This window comes from Rhizobium sp. Root482 (genome assembly GCF_001426565.1).
Classification (GTDB): Bacteria; Pseudomonadota; Alphaproteobacteria; order Rhizobiales; family Rhizobiaceae; genus Pararhizobium.
In genome coordinates this window covers 19,665-34,699 of the sequence record NZ_LMFA01000004.1, presented here as the reverse complement: position 1 = coordinate 34,699, position 15,035 = coordinate 19,665, and the positions used below count along the sequence as shown (strand labels likewise).

The window sequence follows — 15,035 nt, the reverse complement described above, 5'->3', positions numbered from 1 at the left end:
GGCGGGCCTCGTTCAATTCCGATCGCAGTCCGGCATGTCTTCGTCAGTTTGCCGCATCAACAAAAAGACATCCCCGATCCGTGACGCGTCTGTTCCGCATCTTCGTCACGAATCACTGTCCCAAAAACATACGCCTTCGGGGAATCCTCGGGAAGGCTAAAGCAAAAAAAGAGACCGCGATCGAGATGTCTCGATCGCGGTCTCTATATGTTGTGGCTTATCCGGGTAAGGATCAGTAGCGGTAGTGTTCAGCCTTGAACGGGCCCTGCGGCTTCACGCCGATATAGCTGGCCTGTTCTTCCGAAAGCTCGGTCAGCTTGACGCCGAGCTTGGCGAGATGCAGGCGAGCGACCTTCTCGTCGAGATGCTTCGGCAGGATATGAACCTGCTTGTCATACTGACCGCCCTTGGTGAACAGCTCGATCTGCGCCAGCACCTGGTTGGTGAACGAGGCCGACATGACGAAGGAGGGGTGGCCGGTGGCATTGCCGAGGTTGAGCAGGCGGCCTTCCGAGAGGAGGATCATCCGGTTGCCCTTGGGGAACTCGATCAGGTCGACCTGCGGCTTGACATTGGTCCATTTCAGGTTGCGCAGGGCGGAAACCTGGATCTCGTTGTCGAAATGGCCGATATTGCCGACGATCGCCATGTCCTTCATCTCGCGCATGTGGTCCATGCGGATGACGTCCTTGTTGCCGGTCGTGGTGATGAAGATATCGGCGGAGGAGACGACATCCTCCAGCTGAACGACTTCGAAACCGTCCATGGCGGCCTGCAGGGCGCAGATCGGATCGACTTCGGTAACCTTGACGCGGGCGCCGGCGCCGGCGAGCGAGGCGGCGGAACCCTTGCCGACATCGCCATAGCCGCAGACCACGGCAACCTTGCCGGCCATCATCACGTCGGTGCCGCGGCGGATGCCATCGACCAGCGATTCCTTGCAGCCATACTTGTTGTCGAATTTCGACTTGGTGACGGAATCGTTGACGTTGATCGCCGGGAAGGGCAGGAGGCCCTTGGCATGCAGCTGGTAGAGGCGGTTGACGCCGGTGGTGGTTTCTTCCGTCACGCCCTTGATGGCGTCGCGCTGCTTTGTGAACCAGCCGGGCGTGGCGGCAAGGCGCTTCTTGATCTGGGCGACGAGGATTTCCTCTTCCTCGGAGGTCGGGTTCGACAGGACGTCCTCGCCGGCCTCGGCACGGGCGCCAAGCAGGATATACATGGTGGCGTCGCCGCCGTCATCGAGGATCATGTTCGATACGCCGCCATCGGCCCACTGGAAGATCCTGTCGGTATAGGTCCAGTAATCCTCGAGGGTCTCGCCCTTGACGGCAAAGACCGGCACGCCGGTTGCGGCGATCGCCGCGGCGGCATGGTCCTGGGTGGAGAAGATGTTGCAGGAAGCCCAGCGAACTTCCGCGCCGAGCGCGACCAGCGTCTCGATCAGCACGGCGGTCTGGATGGTCATGTGCAGCGAACCGGTGATGCGCGCGCCCTTCAGCGGCTTCTTCGTGCCGAATTCCTCGCGGCAGGCCATCAGGCCCGGCATTTCCGTCTCGGCGATGGTGATTTCCTTGCGGCCGAAATCGGCAAGACCGATATCCGCAACCACATAATCCTTGGTTGTGCTCATGAATGTCTCCGGGCTGGCGCCGCGCCATGGCCGGACAAGGCCCGGCTGGGCAGGACGCACTGAATGGCGCTTCCTGGCGGCTGCCGGGAAGTTTGACTATCGATTATCAGGAATCCAAATCAGGAGCAACAGGACATAAAGAGGTGTTTATGTCTTTATGTGATTAGGCCTCTTCGCCGAACTTGTCACCGACCAGGGCGTCCAGCGCCTCGAGCGCTTCCTGGGCCTGGCGTCCCTCGGCGGTCACCGAAACGGAACTGCCGGTACTGGCGGCCAGCATCATCAGTCCCATGATCGAGGTCCCGCCGACGGTCATGCCGTCCTTGGTGACGCGTATTTCGGCATCATAGGCTTCGACCGTCTGGACGAATTTGGCCGAGGCGCGGGCGTGAAGACCGCGCTTGTTGATGATCAGCAGGTCGCGCGACAGGGTCATGACCGGCGTCTCGTTATTTTCCACTGAGGACACGACTTGCGACATTGATATATTTCCTGCCTGCCTCTGCGGCTTCCACGAGTGCCTTGTCCATGTCGCTCTCCCCACGCACGCCGGCCAGCTTGATCAGCATGGGCAGGTTGACGCCGGCGATGACCTCGACCGTGCCGCTCTGCATGACGGAGATCGCCAGATTGGAGGGCGTGCCGCCGAACATGTCGGTGAGGATGATGACGCCATTGCCCTGGTCGGCGGAGAGGACGGCTTCGAGAATATCCTGCCGGCGCTGGTCCATATCGTCCTCGGGACCGATGCAGACCGTCTCGATCGACTTTTGCGGACCAACGACATGCTCCAGCGCATGACGAAACTCTTCAGCCAGCTTGCCGTGAGTGACAAGCACAAGTCCGATCATGGTGTCTTTGCTCCAACTGCATCTGCAAATCTTCAGGATGGTCAGATATCGCAATGCAGCAATTTCGTCCACCTTCGGGGCGGCCATCTTGGCAAGGAAAAGGCGAAGTGCAAGTCAAAAATCCTCAAATGCCTTTTCCGTAGGCATTATATGCCCTCAAAATGGCATTTCACGGTAAAAGCCGGCAGAGAATATCGAAAGGATCAGCCCCCTCGCCATGGGGAAGGCGCAGCAGCGGCAGATGTTTCCCGCCGGCCAGTTGGAAGACTTCGTTTTCGGGCGCCATGCGCTGCGCGAAAGGCGCCTTGACCGGCAGGAGCGCAAAATCCATCACGGCGGCGGCGATGGTTTCGACGTTGACGATGCCGGCCCCGCGAATTTCGGCGAGCCCGGCGATCGAAGCCGGACGGCGGGCGACGATCCTGCCGTTTTCGACCGCGATCATGACCTGGTCGTCGGCGACAAGACCCGCGAACAGCCCGGCGCGCCGGGCGGAAGCCACAAGGCCGAGCGCCAGCATGGACTTGCCGGTACCCGAAGGGCCGACCACGAGAAAGCCGCGCGTACCGAGCACCAGCCCGGTCGCGTGAAGGTTGGTCGCATGCAGGTTGGTCGCATGCAGGTTGGGCGCCTCGTCCGTCACTGGCCCGACTCGATCGGCAGTGACAGGATGAAGCGGGCGCCGACGATATGCCCGGTGGCGTCGAGAATGTTCTCCGCCTTCAGCGAGCCGCCATGCGCCTCGGCGATCTGGCGCGAAATGGAAAGGCCGAGACCGGAATTCTGGCCAAAATCCTCGCCTTCCGGACGGTCGGTATAGAAGCGTTCGAAAATACGGTCGATGTCTTCCGCCTGGATGCCCGGGCCGTTGTCCTCGACATAGATGATACAGCGGGTGCGGGTGCGGGTGAGTCTGAGGATGATGCGGCCGCCCTCGTCGGGCACGAAGGAGCGGGCGTTCTCGATGAGATTGGTGATGATCTGGCTGATGCGCAGCTCGTAGCCGCCGACATCGAAGCGAAGCTTGGGATTGTCCTTGCGCTCGACCACGAGACTCAGCTGCACCGCTTTCTTGCCGGAGCGGATTTGCCTGGAAATATCGACGATATCGCCGAGCAGTTTTTCCAGGTCGACCGCCTTTGCGTCGCTGCGGGCAAGTTCGGCGTCGAGCCGCGAGGCATCGGAAATATCGCTGATCAGCCGGTCGAGGCGGCGTACATCGTGCTGGATCACGTCCATCAGCCGCTTCTTGGATTCGTCGGTGCGCGCCAGCGGCAGCGTCTCGACGGCGCTGCGCAGCGAGGTCAGCGGGTTTTTCAGCTCATGGCTGACATCGGCGGCGAAATTCTCGATTGCCGCAATGCGGTCGTAGAGCGCTGTGGTCATTTCCCGCAGCGCGATCGAAAGATTGCCGATCTCGTCCTGGCGCGAGGAGAAATCGGGGATTTCCTCGCGTTCCTTGGCACCACCGCGTCGCACCCGCACGGCCGCCGCCGCCAGGCGCCGCAGGGGATTGGCGATCGTGCTCGACAGAAGCAGCGACAGGATGACGTTGACGAGTGCCGCCACGCCGAAGACGCGGATAATGGCGAGGCGTTCGGCATGGACGATCTTGTCGATGTCGCCCGCCTGGGTCGAGAGGAGAAGAACGCCGAGCACGGCGCGGAAGCGCTGGACCGGAACGGCAACCGAGACGATCAGTTCGCCTTTCTCGGTGACGCGAACGACGGCGCCGCGAACGCCGGTCAGAGCGTTCATCACCTCGGGATAGATCGATCCGTTGCCGCCCGGTGGCTCCTTGTAGAGCGGCAGGTTGCCCGGCTGCAGGATGCGGTTGAACCAGCTGTTCATGCGCTCCGAAAAAGTGATCGATTCCGGCTCGAGCGGTGGCAGGTCGAAGCGCAGCACCTGTCCGCCAGTATAGAGATGGCGCGAATCGAGCAGCAGGTCGGCATCGGCGTCGAACAGGCGGGCACGGGTGCGGGTCGGCGAAATCAGCCGCCTCAGCACCGGCGCCACCCGCTCCTGGGTGATGGGGAATTCGAGGTCCTCGTCGCTCGGCAGCGGCGTGATGCTCTGCCCGGCCTGCAGTTCCAGCAGCTTTTCCGGGTCGATGGTGATGGAATTGGTATCGACGGAGGCAGAGGCGGCGATCGCGCCGGCGATGATTTCGCCCTGGGTCAGCAGGCTTTCGACGCGCGCGTCGATCAGTCCCTCGCGAAACTGGTTCAGATACATGATGCCGCCGACGAGAACGACGAGCGCCACGAGGTTGAAGAACAGGATGCGGCGCGTCAGGCTGGAAAAGACCGCATTGCCGAAAATACGGCGGATCAGCGTGAAGGGATGCGCCCAGGTTCGGCCGGAAGCAATTGCGTCGCCGTCATCCGTATCGCTATTTCGCAAGACCTCGGCCAAGCCTTCAACTCCGCTTTCGCGGCCTTTCATGTCATCGGCAGCCCGGCTGTCGCCGGTCGCTCCCTAGCATAGGGACCCGGCACTGGCCAAGCCAGCGAACCCGATCAGGCCGATTCGCGAAAACGATAGCCGACGCCATAGAGCGTCTCGATCATGTCGAAATCATTGTCGACCATCTTGAACTTCTTGCGCAGCCGCTTGATGTGACTGTCGATCGTGCGGTCGTCGACATAGACCTGCTCGTCATAGGCGGCGTCCATCAGCGAATCGCGGCTCTTTACCACGCCCGGGCGCTGCGCCAGCGAATGCAGGATGAGAAATTCCGTCACCGTCAGGGTCACCGGCTCGTTCTTCCAGGTGCAGGTATGACGCTCCTGGTCCATGGCGAGCTGCCCGCGCTCCAGCGAGCGCGCCTGCACGTCGGCGGCCGTCTTTACCGATCCGCTCGAGCCGGCGAGCGCCGCCGCTTCGCGGTTGGCGGAACGGCGCAGGATCGCCTTGACACGTTCCACCAGCAGGCGCTGCGAGAAAGGCTTGGTGATGAAATCGTCGGCCCCCATTTTCAGGCCGAACAATTCGTCGATCTCTTCGTCCTTGGAGGTGAGGAAGATCACCGGAATATCCGATTTCTGGCGCAGCCGGCGCAGAAGCTCCATGCCGTCCATGCGCGGCATCTTGATGTCGAAGATCCCGAGTTGCGGCGGCCGGGCAAGCAGACCGTCGAGAGCCGAGGCGCCGTCGGTATAGGTTTCGACCTTGTAGCCTTCCGCCTCCAGCGCAATCGACACCGAGGTCAGGATATTGCGGTCGTCATCGACAAGTGCGATCGTCTGCATTGTTTGGGGCTCCACCGTTTCGCTGCGTGTCCGGACCGGGCCTGTCACGGTGCCGGGCCACGGTACGACGCGTTCTTGAGTATAAAGGTGGAACAAATTGTGGCGAAGTAAATTGCAAAAGTGCGAGCGGGGAGAGAAGACACGGTTCGCGGACTGAAAAAAGCCATACAAAAACGCATGATTCAACCGATTAAAGAAACGATAATTTTCTTTAAATCGATTAATATACTGAAATTGTTAGATTATTTAAGTCAGCAATCTTGTCTTTTTGAGCGACTGCTTTTATGTTTGCCGCCATTCACGACATCGGCACACCATTGGAGGAAAGCTGAACCATGAAGGAATTTGGCATTCACAACCCGTCTCTTGGGCTGGAATCGATCGGCTTCGCCAACCTCGACATGGTTCGGTACAATTTTGGCACCGCCGAACTCTACGAGGAAATCCTGCGCCGCGGCGAGGCGCAGCTGACCGCGGATGGCGCCATTCGCGCCCTGACCGGCCAGCATACCGGTCGTTCCCCTAAGGATAAATATGTCGTGCGCGACGCGCGCACGGCGGATGCGATCTGGTGGGACAACAACAATGCCATGACGCCGGAGCAGTTTTCGGTCCTGCACCAGGACATGCTCGATCACGCTGCCGGCACATCCCTCTACGTCCAGGACCTGATCGGCGGCGCCGATGCGCACAATGCCCTGCCGACGCGCGTCATCACCCAGTTCGCCTGGCATTCGCTGTTCATCCGCAATCTGCTGATCCGGCCGGACAAGGCTGCGCTGCCAAGCTTCGTGCCGAAGCTGACGATCATCGATCTGCCGGATTTCAAGGGCGACCCTGTCCGCCACGGCTGCCGTTCACAGACGGTGATCGCCTGCGATTTCACCAAGGGCATCATCCTGATCGGCGGCACCTCCTATGCCGGCGAGATGAAGAAATCCGTCTTCACCATGCTCAATTACCTGCTGCCCGAAAAAGGCGTCATGCCGATGCATTGCTCGGCCAATGTCGGCCCGGATGGCGACGCGGCAGTGTTCTTCGGCCTGTCGGGCACCGGCAAAACCACCCTGTCGGCCGATCCGAAGCGCACGTTGATCGGCGATGACGAACATGGCTGGGGCGAGGACGGCATCTTCAATTTCGAAGGCGGCTGCTATGCCAAGACCATTCGTCTTTCGGCGGAAGCCGAGCCGGAAATCTTCGCGACCACGCAGCGTTTCGGCACCGTGCTTGAGAATGTCGTGCTCGATGAAAACCGCCGGCCCGATTTCAACGACGGCTCGCTGACGGAAAACACCCGTTGTGCCTATCCGCTCGATTTCATTCCCAATGCCAGCAAGACCGGGACCGCCGGGCATCCGGCCACGATCATCATGCTGACGGCCGATGCCTTCGGCGTCATGCCGCCGATCGCCCGCCTGACCCCGGACCAGGCCATGTACCATTTCCTTTCCGGCTATACGGCGAAGGTTGCCGGCACGGAAAAGGGCGTGACCGAGCCTGAAGCGACCTTCTCGACCTGCTTCGGCGCGCCCTTCATGCCGCGCCATCCGTCCGAATACGGCAATCTCCTGAAGGAATTGATCGCCGGCCATGGCGTCAATTGCTGGTTGGTCAATACGGGCTGGACCGGCGGCGCCTATGGCACCGGCAGCCGCATGCCGATCAAGGCGACGCGGGCGCTTCTGGCGGCTGCGCTGGATGGATCGCTGGCATCGGCGGATTTCCGTCTCGACGACAATTTCGGTTTCGCCGTGCCGGTCTCCGTTCCCGGCGTCGAAAGTGCCATCCTCGATCCGCGCTCGACCTGGAGCGATGGTGCCGCCTATGACGCGCAGGCGCGCAAGCTCGTCGATATGTTCGTGGCCAATTTCGCGAAGTTCGAAGATCACGTCGATGGCAGCGTCCGCGACGCGGCCCCCGGCACAAGACTCGCTGCGGAGTAAAAAACCTCTATAAATCGCAGGCACTGATTCACGTGAAACCCGGCTCGAAAGCGCCGGGTTTTCTTTATTCGGCCTGTCATGCGTTTTCAGAGGGCCCGACCTGTGAGATAGAGCAGGAAAGGATCAGACTCATGGCCAGCGAACCGCTTCATATCAATGACCGCATCATCATTGCCGGCTGGGAACTGACCGAGCAATTCGTGCTGGCCGGTGGGCCAGGCGGGCAGAATGTCAACAAGGTCTCCACCGCGGTGCAGCTGTTCTACGGCATCTCCACCTCGCCGGCCCTGCCGGAACGGGTGCGTGACAATGCCATCAAGCTTGCCGGCCGCCGGGTTTCCAAGGACGGCGTGCTGATGATCGAGGCCAATCGCTTCCGCAGCCAGGAGCGCAACCGCGAGGATGCGCGCGACCGGTTGAAGGAACTGATCCTCAAGGCCGCCGAACCACCGCCGCCGCCGCGCCGCAAAACCCGGCCGACGAAAGGCTCGATCGAGCGCCGGCTAAAGGAGAAGACCGGGCGCGGCGAAGTCAAGAAGATGCGCGGCCGCCCGCAGGACGATTGAGAGAAACCTCAATTTTTACCGCCTCTTTTTTCCGGGCCCTTGTTTTCCTGCCCCTGCTGCGCTCTGTTAGGCTGGAGCAACACGCCAAGGAGAAGTGCGATGGGTCTGTTCAGCTTTATCAAGAATGCCGGCAAGAAGCTCGGTATCGGCGGCGATGACGATGCGCCCGATGTCGAGGCCGTGAAGAAGGAGCTTTCTTCCCACGATCTCGGAACCGACAAGGTCGACGTCGCGGTAAAGGGCGACAAGATCGTGCTGTCCGGCGTGGTGAAGGACCAGTCCGCCTTCGAAAAGGCCGTCGTCGCCGTCGGCAATACGCTGGGCATCTCGCAGGTGGAAGCCTCCGAACTGAAGGTTACGGACGCGGCGACGTCGGCGCCCGCGCCGGCAAAGGCGCCGGTCTTCTACACGGTGAAGAAGGGCGACAATCTCTGGAAGATCGCCGAGGCGCAATATGGCAAGGGCAAGGGCGCCAAGAACACCGTCATCTTCGAGGCCAACAAGCCGATGCTGACACATCCCGATAAGATCTATGCCGGCCAGGTGCTGCGCATCCCCGATCTCGCCCAGGCCTGACCGTGAGAAAAGCCGGCGCAATTTTCGCCCTGTTTCTCGCAGCAATGCTGTCGGTACCGGGCGGTATTGCGCTGGCGCAGACGCTTCGCGAGCCGGCCAAGGGATCGGCCGAGCGCGCGGCCATCCTCGATGCGTTGCGGCCTGCCGTCGAGGCGGAAATGCGCGGACCCGTGGAATTCGTGGTGACGACCCTGCGCGCCTCGCCCGACTGGGCCTTTGTCCAGGCCGAGCCGCAGCGGCCGGGCGGCGGCGCGATCGATCCGCAGGAAACCGGCTTTAACGGTGAAACCGACATCATGGACGGGCTGACCGTCTATGCGCTGATGGCTTTCCACTCCGGGCGCTGGAACATGATCGATCACATGGTCGGCCTGACGGATGTCGGATATGCCGTGTGGCCGCAGCGCTATGGCGTACCGCCGGCCGTGATCGGCATGGAATAGAGCCCGATGAAGGCTCTCCCCAAGGGCATCCGCCATCTTCCGGGCTTCCTTGACCGGCAAGGCCAGGAAAAGCTGGTCGAGGCGATCCGCGCCGTCGTCGTCGAAGCACCGCTCTACGTGCCCGCCATGCCGCGCACCGGGAAGCCGCTTTCGGTCCGCATGACGAATTGCGGTGCGCTCGGCTGGGTGACGGACAAGGAGCGCGGCTATCGTTATCAGCCGGGACATCCCGTCACCGGCAGGCCCTGGCCTGCCATGCCGGAAAGCCTGCTTGACATCTGGCATGCCGTTTCCGGTTCGCCGAAGGAGCCGCAGGCCTGTCTCGTCAATTTCTATGCGCCGGAGGCGCGCATGGGCCTTCATCAGGACCGCGACGAGGAAGATCTTGAAACGCCGGTCGTGTCCATCTCGCTCGGCGACAGCTGCCTGTTTCGCGTCGGCGGGCGGGAGCGCGGCGAGGGGACCCTGTCGTTCAAGCTGGCAAGCGGCGATGTCGTCGTTCTCGGCGGCGAGGGGCGCCTTGCCTTCCACGGCGTCGACAGGATCTATCCCGGCACCTCGACGCTCCTGAAAAGCGGCGGCCGCATCAACCTGACGCTCCGCCGCGTGACGGCCTGAAACAGTCGTATGGATAAGCCCCTCACCCTAGCCCTCTCCCCGCAGGCGGGGAGAGGGGACTACGGAGTCTGACGCTGGCCCTTTTCCCATAGGCGCGGAGGGACGACGGAGTTGGCCGTTTTGTCCCTTCTCCCCGCAAGCGGGGAGAAGGTGCCCGATAGGGCGGATGAGGGGCGATCTCTGCCCGCATTCCCAATCGGCGATGATCCCGTGTTTCACAGCTTGCGTAGCGCCACAGTCTCGGTCAGGTGGTTCTGGCCCTTCTGCAGGATCAGGTCGGCGCGGGGCCGTGTCGGCAGGATGTTCTGGCGCAGATTCTTCAGGTTGATATTGCGCCAGAGCCCTTCGGCAATCGCCAGCGCTTCGTCCTCGCTCACCTCGGAATAGCGCCGGAAGAAGGAGTCCGGATCGCGGAAGGCGGTCTGGCGCAGCCGCATGAAGCGATTGACGTACCAGGTGTGGATGAGGCTTTCCTCGGCATCGATATAGATCGAGAAATCGAAGAAATCGGACACCATCGGCACGATCTTGCCGTCGGCCGGCAGGTTGCGCGACTGCAGCACGTTGATGCCTTCGAAAATGAGGATATCCGGCCGGTCGACGGTCTGGAACTGGTCGGGCAGCACGTCATAGGTCAGGTGCGAATAGGACGGTGCCCTGACGTTGGGTTGTCCCGCCTTGATCGCCGACAGGAAGCGCAGCAGCGCGCCGATATCGTAGCTCTCGGGAAAGCCCTTGCGGTCCATCATGTTGTCCCGCAGCAGCACCGCATTGGGATAGAGGAAGCCGTCGGTGGTCACCAGGTCGACCTTCGGGCTGGACGGCCAGCGCGACAGAAGCTCGGCGAGAATGCGCGCGGTGGTCGATTTCCCGACGGCGACGGAACCGGCAATGCCGATGACGAAGGGGGTCTTGGTGTCGTCGGACATGCTGAGGAACTGCTGGCGCTGCGCAAACAGCCGCTGCGAGGATTCCACATGGGTCGAAAGCAGCCGCGACAGCGACAGGTAGATGCGCCGCACCTCGTCGAGATCGATCGGGTCGTTCAGCGAGCGCAGGCGGCGAACCTCGTCGGCCGACAGGGTAAGCGGTGTATCGGCCCGGAAATGCGACCATTCCTCCGCCGAAAAGAAGCGATAGGGCGAATAATCCCTGTTGTCGAAATGGTCCGGAATATCGGCCGGCGGAATGTCTTGTGCGACAATGGTCATGAACGGTCTACCGGCTCGCCTTTTCCTGAAGCCCCGACTGGCTGGTGCGCCTCTCGAGTTCCGCCATCACATCCTGCAACGGAATATCGGCAATTTTCAATACGACCATCAGATGATAGAGAAGATCGGCACTTTCGGCGACAAGGTTTTCCCGGTCGTTGGAGATCGCGGCGATCACCGTTTCCACCGCCTCTTCGCCCAGCTTCTTGGCGGCCTTCGCCTGGCCGTGCTGCACCAGCTTGGCGGTCCAGGAATGGTCCGGCGAGGCTTGCGCCCGGGTCGCCACGATGGCTTCGAGAGTGGACAGGCTGAATTCGGTCATCTGTCGTTTCCCCTCAATCGAGTCGCATGGCGATGCCATGTTCCGCCATATAGCGCTTGGCCTCGCCGACGCTATGGGTGCCGAAATGGAAGATCGAGGCGGCCAGTACAGCCGTCGCATGCCCGTCGCGAATGCCCTCGACCAGATGATCGAGATTGCCGACGCCGCCCGATGCGATCACCGGCACCGAAACCCGGTCGGCGATCGCGCGGGTCAGCGCAATGTCATAGCCGCTCTTCTGGCCGTCGCGGTCCATCGAGGTGAGCAGCAATTCGCCGGCGCCAAGCTTGACCATCTTTTCCGCAAAGGAAACGGCATCGATACCGGTCGCCTGCCGCCCGCCATGGGTAAAGATCTCCCAGCGTTCCTCTTCGCCCGGTTTCGACACCTTCTTCGAATCGATCGACACGACGATGCACTGGTTGCCGAACTTGTCGGCCGCTTCGGCGACGAAATCGGGATTGCTGACCGCGGCCGAATTGATCGAAACCTTGTCGGCGCCGGCCAGAAGCAGTTTGCGGATATCGGCGACCGCGCGCACCCCGCCACCCACCGTCAGCGGCATGAAGCAATGGTCGGCGGTGCGGGCCACCACATCGAAGATCGTGTCGCGATTGTCGGAAGAAGCAGTGATGTCGAGGAAACAGAGCTCGTCGGCGCCGGCGAGATCATAGGCCTTGGCCGATTCCACCGGATCGCCGGCATCGACCAGGTCGACGAAGCTGACGCCCTTGACGACACGGCCGTCCTTGACGTCCAGGCAGGGAATGACGCGGGCTTTGAGGGTCACAGGACGGCCTCCTTGTTGGTTTGTGCGTCCTCGCCGCTTCGCGGCTGCGGGCGTCGCGGCATGTCCTTCACATCAAGGCAGGGGATAATGCGGGCTTTCAAAGTCATGCCGCCTTTCCTTTCGTGCTGCCGATCAGTGCCAGCGCTTCGGCAGGGTCGATGCGTCCGTCATAGAGCGCTCGGCCGGAAATGGCGCCTTCGAGCTTTGCCGAGTCCGGCTCCAGCATGCGGCGGATATCGTCCATCGAGGCAAGGCCGCCGGACGCGATCACGGGAATGGAGACGGCATCGGCCAGTTCCAGCGTCGAGGCCCAGTTGATGCCGGTGAGGATGCCGTCGCGGTCGATATCGGTATAGATGATCGCCGAGACCCCTGCGCCTTCGAATTTGCGGGCAAGCTCGATGACGCCGAGTTCCGAGGCTTCCGCCCAGCCCTCGACCGCCACCTTGCCGCCCTTGGCGTCGATGCCGACGGCGACCTTGCCCGGAAATTTACGGCAGGCTTCAATCACCAGCGCCGGATCGCGCACCGCGACCGTCCCCAGAATCACGCGCGCCAGCCCTCGGCTGAGCCAGTTCTCGATATGATCGAGCGTGCGGATGCCACCGCCGAGCTGCACCGGGTTTTTCGTCGCCTTCAGGATCGCGTCCACGGCAGCGCCATTGACGGTTTCGCCGGCGAAGGCGCCGTTGAGATCGACCACATGCAGCCATGCGAAGCCCTGATCCTCGAAGGCTTTCGCCTGCGCACCGGGATCGGGATTATAAACGGTCGCCTGTTCCATGTCGCCGAGCTTGAGGCGCACGCACTGGCCGTCCTTGAGGTCGATGGCGGGAAAAAGGATCATGTCAGGGCTTCCAGCGGAGGAAATTGGAAATCAGGGCAAGGCCGAGCGTCTGGCTCTTTTCGGGGTGGAACTGCGCGCCGGCCCTGTTGCCGCTGGCGACGAAGGCGGTGACCGCGCCGCCATAGGAGGTGGTGGCGATCAGGTCGTCCGGATTTTCGACGGCGAGGTGATAGGAATGCACGAAATAGGCGTGCAGCCCCTCCGCCCCGGTCCTGATGCCGTCAAACAGCGGATGCGGCTTTACCAGGTCCAGCGTGTTCCAGCCGATCTGCGGGATCTTCAGGGCGGGATCGGAGGGCAGGATGTCCACCACGTCGCCCTTGATCCAGCCGAAGCCCTGGGTCGTGGTCTTTTCAAGCCCGCGCGACGACATCAGCTGCATGCCGACGCAGATGCCGAGAAACGGCCGGGCCGATTTCTCCACCGCCTCGATAAGCGCCTCGCCCATGCCATCAACCGCATCGAGGCCACGCCGGCAATCGGCATAGGCGCCCACGCCGGGCAGGACGATCCGGTCGGCGCTCGCCACGCGCTCGGGCCTGTCGGTCAGGTCGATCTCAGCCTTAATGCCGGCCTCGCGGGCGGCACGCTCGAAGGCTTTGGTGGCCGAGCGCAGATTGCCGGATCCATAATCGATGATCGCCACGCGCATCAGCGTTCTCCATAGGTCTCGAACAGGCCGAAGGCAGCCTTGCCGCCGGCGGGTCTGTCGGTGGTTGCCGGCAGTGCCGGGCGTTGCCAGTCGTCGGCGGCCACGGTCACCTCGGCCTGTGTGTCGTAGATCATTTCCGCGGTCGCCAGATCATCGGCGGTCACGACGGATTGCAGCACCCAGCCGCGCGCTTCCAGGCGGCGGACGACGAAGGCGGGGCCTTCGAGCGCCACCAAGAGGCGCAGCGAAAGCTCGATCAGCAGGCCCGCCAGCATGACGCCCGGCGCCGAGGTAAGCACTGCCACCGCGATCTGCAAGACGGCAAGACCGATGCCGGCGAGCCATTGCCGCTTTACGAGCAGCCAGATCGCCGGGAACAGGAAGGCCAGCCAGGAAAAGCGGTCGGCGATGAAGCGCGCCCGTTTGTCGTTCAGGCCGGTGCCGGGGGGTGTCAGGACCAGATAGGAGGTCATGTCGGCCGACTTTCGCTATGGCGGGTCAGACCAGCGTTCCCTTGGTGGAGGGGACACGGCCTGCCTGGCGCGGATCGATCTCCGTTGCGGTGCGAAGCACCCGGGCAACGGCCTTGAAACAGGTCTCGGAAATATGGTGGTTGTTGGCGCCGTAGATATTCTGCACATGCAGCGTGATGCCGCCGTGCTGGGCCAGTGCCTGGAAAAATTCGCGAACCAGTTCGGTGTCGAATGTGCCGATCTTCGGGGCCGAGAAATCGACGTTCCAGACGAGGAAGGGTCGGCCGGAAAGGTCGATCGCGGCCCGCGTCATCGTTTCGTCCATGGCGAGATCGATCGAGGCATAGCGGTTGACGCCGCGCCGGTCGCCCAGTGCCCTGGAAAGCGCCTGGCCGATGGCGATACCGGTGTCTTCCACCGTGTGATGATCGTCGATATGAAGATCGCCCTCGGCAACGATGTCCATGTCGATCAGCGAATGGCGGGACAGCTGTTCCAGCATATGATCGAAGAAGCCGACGCCGGTCGAAATCCTGGATGTTCCGGTGCCGTCGATATTGACGGATACGGTTATCGAGGTCTCGTTGGTCTTGCGCGACACGCTGCCGGTGCGCATGGCCTGATCGTCCGCCATCAGCTTCTCCCGAATGTAACAGAGCCGCTCCATATCAGGCGGTGGGCGAAATATCCAGAACCGCCGCCAGGATTCTCGCAGGCGCGAAGGGTTGCCGCGTCGAGCGCCGGCGGACAGGAAACCGGGCTATTTGCAATCGGCAAAAGCGCACTTACATAGGCTCTGACAGGGCCGGGATGCGGCCCTCGCAAGAGCCCGGTATCCGGGCAGGGTGGTATT

Annotated in this window: 18 protein-coding genes; 5 read left to right on the top strand and 13 right to left on the bottom strand. The window is 62.1% G+C overall.

Features of this window, described 5'->3' with window-relative positions:
• Positions 1–232: 232 nt before the first annotated feature.
• The 6 genes from ahcY to ASD31_RS04730 all read right to left on the bottom strand — a co-directional run bounded on the left by ahcY (position 233) and on the right by ASD31_RS04730 (position 5,738).
• Complete coding sequence (ahcY, locus tag ASD31_RS04755; protein WP_056330154.1) at positions 233–1,633, bottom strand: adenosylhomocysteinase; 1,401 nt, start codon at positions 1,631–1,633, stop codon at positions 233–235.
• A 163-nt stretch (positions 1,634–1,796) separates the two neighbouring features.
• Positions 1,797–2,069: an HPr family phosphocarrier protein gene (locus ASD31_RS04750; protein WP_056330344.1), complete on the bottom strand. Its 273-nt coding sequence runs from the start codon at positions 2,067–2,069 to the stop codon at positions 1,797–1,799.
• A gap of 13 nt (positions 2,070–2,082) precedes the next feature.
• Entirely contained in the window at positions 2,083–2,484 is a 402-nt protein-coding gene (locus tag ASD31_RS04745) for a PTS sugar transporter subunit IIA (RefSeq protein WP_056330341.1), read from the bottom strand.
• Between the two features lie 169 nt (positions 2,485–2,653).
• Positions 2,654–3,127, bottom strand: a complete 474-nt coding sequence (locus tag ASD31_RS04740) for an HPr kinase/phosphorylase (protein WP_244483760.1) — start codon at positions 3,125–3,127, stop codon at positions 2,654–2,656.
• Complete coding sequence (locus tag ASD31_RS04735) at positions 3,124–4,902, bottom strand: sensor histidine kinase (RefSeq protein ID WP_056330337.1); 1,779 nt, start codon at positions 4,900–4,902, stop codon at positions 3,124–3,126. The genes ASD31_RS04740 and ASD31_RS04735 overlap by 4 nt, the downstream gene beginning before the upstream one ends.
• A gap of 104 nt (positions 4,903–5,006) precedes the next feature.
• Entirely contained in the window at positions 5,007–5,738 is a 732-nt protein-coding gene (locus ASD31_RS04730; RefSeq protein ID WP_056330151.1) for a response regulator transcription factor, read from the bottom strand.
• A gap of 335 nt (positions 5,739–6,073) precedes the next feature.
• Between ASD31_RS04730 and ASD31_RS04725 the strand changes: the two genes are divergently transcribed.
• The 5 genes from ASD31_RS04725 (at position 6,074) to ASD31_RS04705 (ending at position 9,887) form a co-directional block, all read left to right on the top strand.
• The gene (locus ASD31_RS04725; protein WP_056330146.1) at positions 6,074–7,684 is read left to right on the top strand and encodes a phosphoenolpyruvate carboxykinase; all 1,611 of its coding nucleotides are present in this window, start codon (positions 6,074–6,076) and stop codon (positions 7,682–7,684) included.
• A 131-nt stretch (positions 7,685–7,815) separates the two neighbouring features.
• Positions 7,816–8,250 carry an alternative ribosome rescue aminoacyl-tRNA hydrolase ArfB gene (arfB, locus tag ASD31_RS04720; protein WP_056330144.1) on the top strand — a complete coding sequence of 145 codons (435 nt, stop codon included), beginning with the start codon at positions 7,816–7,818 and terminating at the stop codon, positions 8,248–8,250.
• A 99-nt stretch (positions 8,251–8,349) separates the two neighbouring features.
• A complete protein-coding gene (gene lysM / locus ASD31_RS04715) occupies positions 8,350–8,826 on the top strand; it encodes a peptidoglycan-binding protein LysM (protein WP_056330141.1) in 477 nt (158 codons plus the stop codon).
• Positions 8,827–8,828: 2 nt separating this feature from the next.
• A complete protein-coding gene (locus tag ASD31_RS04710) occupies positions 8,829–9,269 on the top strand; it encodes a hypothetical protein (protein ID WP_244483759.1) in 441 nt (146 codons plus the stop codon).
• A gap of 6 nt (positions 9,270–9,275) precedes the next feature.
• Positions 9,276–9,887 carry an alpha-ketoglutarate-dependent dioxygenase AlkB family protein gene (locus ASD31_RS04705; RefSeq protein ID WP_056330134.1) on the top strand — a complete coding sequence of 204 codons (612 nt, stop codon included), beginning with the start codon at positions 9,276–9,278 and terminating at the stop codon, positions 9,885–9,887.
• 215 nt (positions 9,888–10,102) lie between these two features.
• On the opposite strand, the gene coaA is transcribed toward ASD31_RS04705, so the two are convergent.
• The 7 genes from coaA to hisB all read right to left on the bottom strand — a co-directional run bounded on the left by coaA (position 10,103) and on the right by hisB (position 14,816).
• Positions 10,103–11,098 carry a type I pantothenate kinase gene (gene coaA, locus ASD31_RS04700; protein ID WP_056330133.1) on the bottom strand — a complete coding sequence of 332 codons (996 nt, stop codon included), beginning with the start codon at positions 11,096–11,098 and terminating at the stop codon, positions 10,103–10,105.
• Positions 11,099–11,105: 7 nt separating this feature from the next.
• Positions 11,106–11,420 (bottom strand): phosphoribosyl-ATP diphosphatase, encoded by a 315-nt coding sequence (locus ASD31_RS04695; protein ID WP_056330130.1) that lies wholly within the window; start codon positions 11,418–11,420, stop codon positions 11,106–11,108.
• Between the two features lie 13 nt (positions 11,421–11,433).
• On the bottom strand, positions 11,434–12,210 hold the full coding sequence (gene hisF / locus ASD31_RS04690; RefSeq protein WP_056330128.1) for an imidazole glycerol phosphate synthase subunit HisF: 777 nt from the start codon (positions 12,208–12,210) through the stop codon (positions 11,434–11,436).
• Between the two features lie 103 nt (positions 12,211–12,313).
• The gene (gene hisA / locus ASD31_RS04685) at positions 12,314–13,057 is read right to left on the bottom strand and encodes a 1-(5-phosphoribosyl)-5-[(5-phosphoribosylamino)methylideneamino]imidazole-4-carboxamide isomerase (RefSeq protein WP_056330125.1); all 744 of its coding nucleotides are present in this window, start codon (positions 13,055–13,057) and stop codon (positions 12,314–12,316) included.
• A gap of 1 nt (position 13,058) precedes the next feature.
• Positions 13,059–13,709 carry an imidazole glycerol phosphate synthase subunit HisH gene (hisH, locus tag ASD31_RS04680; protein WP_056330122.1) on the bottom strand — a complete coding sequence of 217 codons (651 nt, stop codon included), beginning with the start codon at positions 13,707–13,709 and terminating at the stop codon, positions 13,059–13,061.
• The gene (locus ASD31_RS04675; protein ID WP_056330121.1) at positions 13,709–14,182 is read right to left on the bottom strand and encodes a DUF2628 domain-containing protein; all 474 of its coding nucleotides are present in this window, start codon (positions 14,180–14,182) and stop codon (positions 13,709–13,711) included. The genes hisH and ASD31_RS04675 overlap by 1 nt, the downstream gene beginning before the upstream one ends.
• Before the next feature lie 25 nt (positions 14,183–14,207).
• Positions 14,208–14,816, bottom strand: a complete 609-nt coding sequence (gene hisB / locus ASD31_RS04670) for an imidazoleglycerol-phosphate dehydratase HisB (protein ID WP_056330118.1) — start codon at positions 14,814–14,816, stop codon at positions 14,208–14,210.
• Between the last annotated feature and the right edge of the window lie 219 nt (positions 14,817–15,035).

Excerpts from the sequence above, each read along its gene's own strand:
- ASD31_RS04730 (WP_056330151.1), bottom strand. The coding sequence starts at position 5,738 with ATGCAGACGATCGCACTTGTCGATGACGACCGCAATATCCTGACCTCG.
- hisA (WP_056330125.1), bottom strand. The coding sequence starts at position 13,057 with ATGATCCTTTTTCCCGCCATCGACCTCAAGGACGGCCAGTGCGTGCGC.
- arfB (WP_056330144.1), top strand. The coding sequence starts at position 7,816 with ATGGCCAGCGAACCGCTTCATATCAATGACCGCATCATCATTGCCGGC.
- lysM (WP_056330141.1), top strand. The coding sequence starts at position 8,350 with ATGGGTCTGTTCAGCTTTATCAAGAATGCCGGCAAGAAGCTCGGTATC.
- ASD31_RS04695 (WP_056330130.1), bottom strand. The coding sequence starts at position 11,420 with ATGACCGAATTCAGCCTGTCCACTCTCGAAGCCATCGTGGCGACCCGG.
- ahcY (WP_056330154.1), bottom strand. The coding sequence starts at position 1,633 with ATGAGCACAACCAAGGATTATGTGGTTGCGGATATCGGTCTTGCCGAT.
- hisH (WP_056330122.1), bottom strand. The coding sequence starts at position 13,709 with ATGCGCGTGGCGATCATCGATTATGGATCCGGCAATCTGCGCTCGGCC.
- hisB (WP_056330118.1), bottom strand. The coding sequence starts at position 14,816 with ATGGCGGACGATCAGGCCATGCGCACCGGCAGCGTGTCGCGCAAGACC.
- ASD31_RS04705 (WP_056330134.1), top strand. The coding sequence starts at position 9,276 with ATGAAGGCTCTCCCCAAGGGCATCCGCCATCTTCCGGGCTTCCTTGAC.
- ASD31_RS04745 (WP_056330341.1), bottom strand. The coding sequence starts at position 2,484 with ATGATCGGACTTGTGCTTGTCACTCACGGCAAGCTGGCTGAAGAGTTT.
- ASD31_RS04750 (WP_056330344.1), bottom strand. The coding sequence starts at position 2,069 with ATGACCCTGTCGCGCGACCTGCTGATCATCAACAAGCGCGGTCTTCAC.
- ASD31_RS04675 (WP_056330121.1), bottom strand. The coding sequence starts at position 14,182 with ATGACCTCCTATCTGGTCCTGACACCCCCCGGCACCGGCCTGAACGAC.
- coaA (WP_056330133.1), bottom strand. The coding sequence starts at position 11,098 with ATGACCATTGTCGCACAAGACATTCCGCCGGCCGATATTCCGGACCAT.
- ASD31_RS04725 (WP_056330146.1), top strand. The coding sequence starts at position 6,074 with ATGAAGGAATTTGGCATTCACAACCCGTCTCTTGGGCTGGAATCGATC.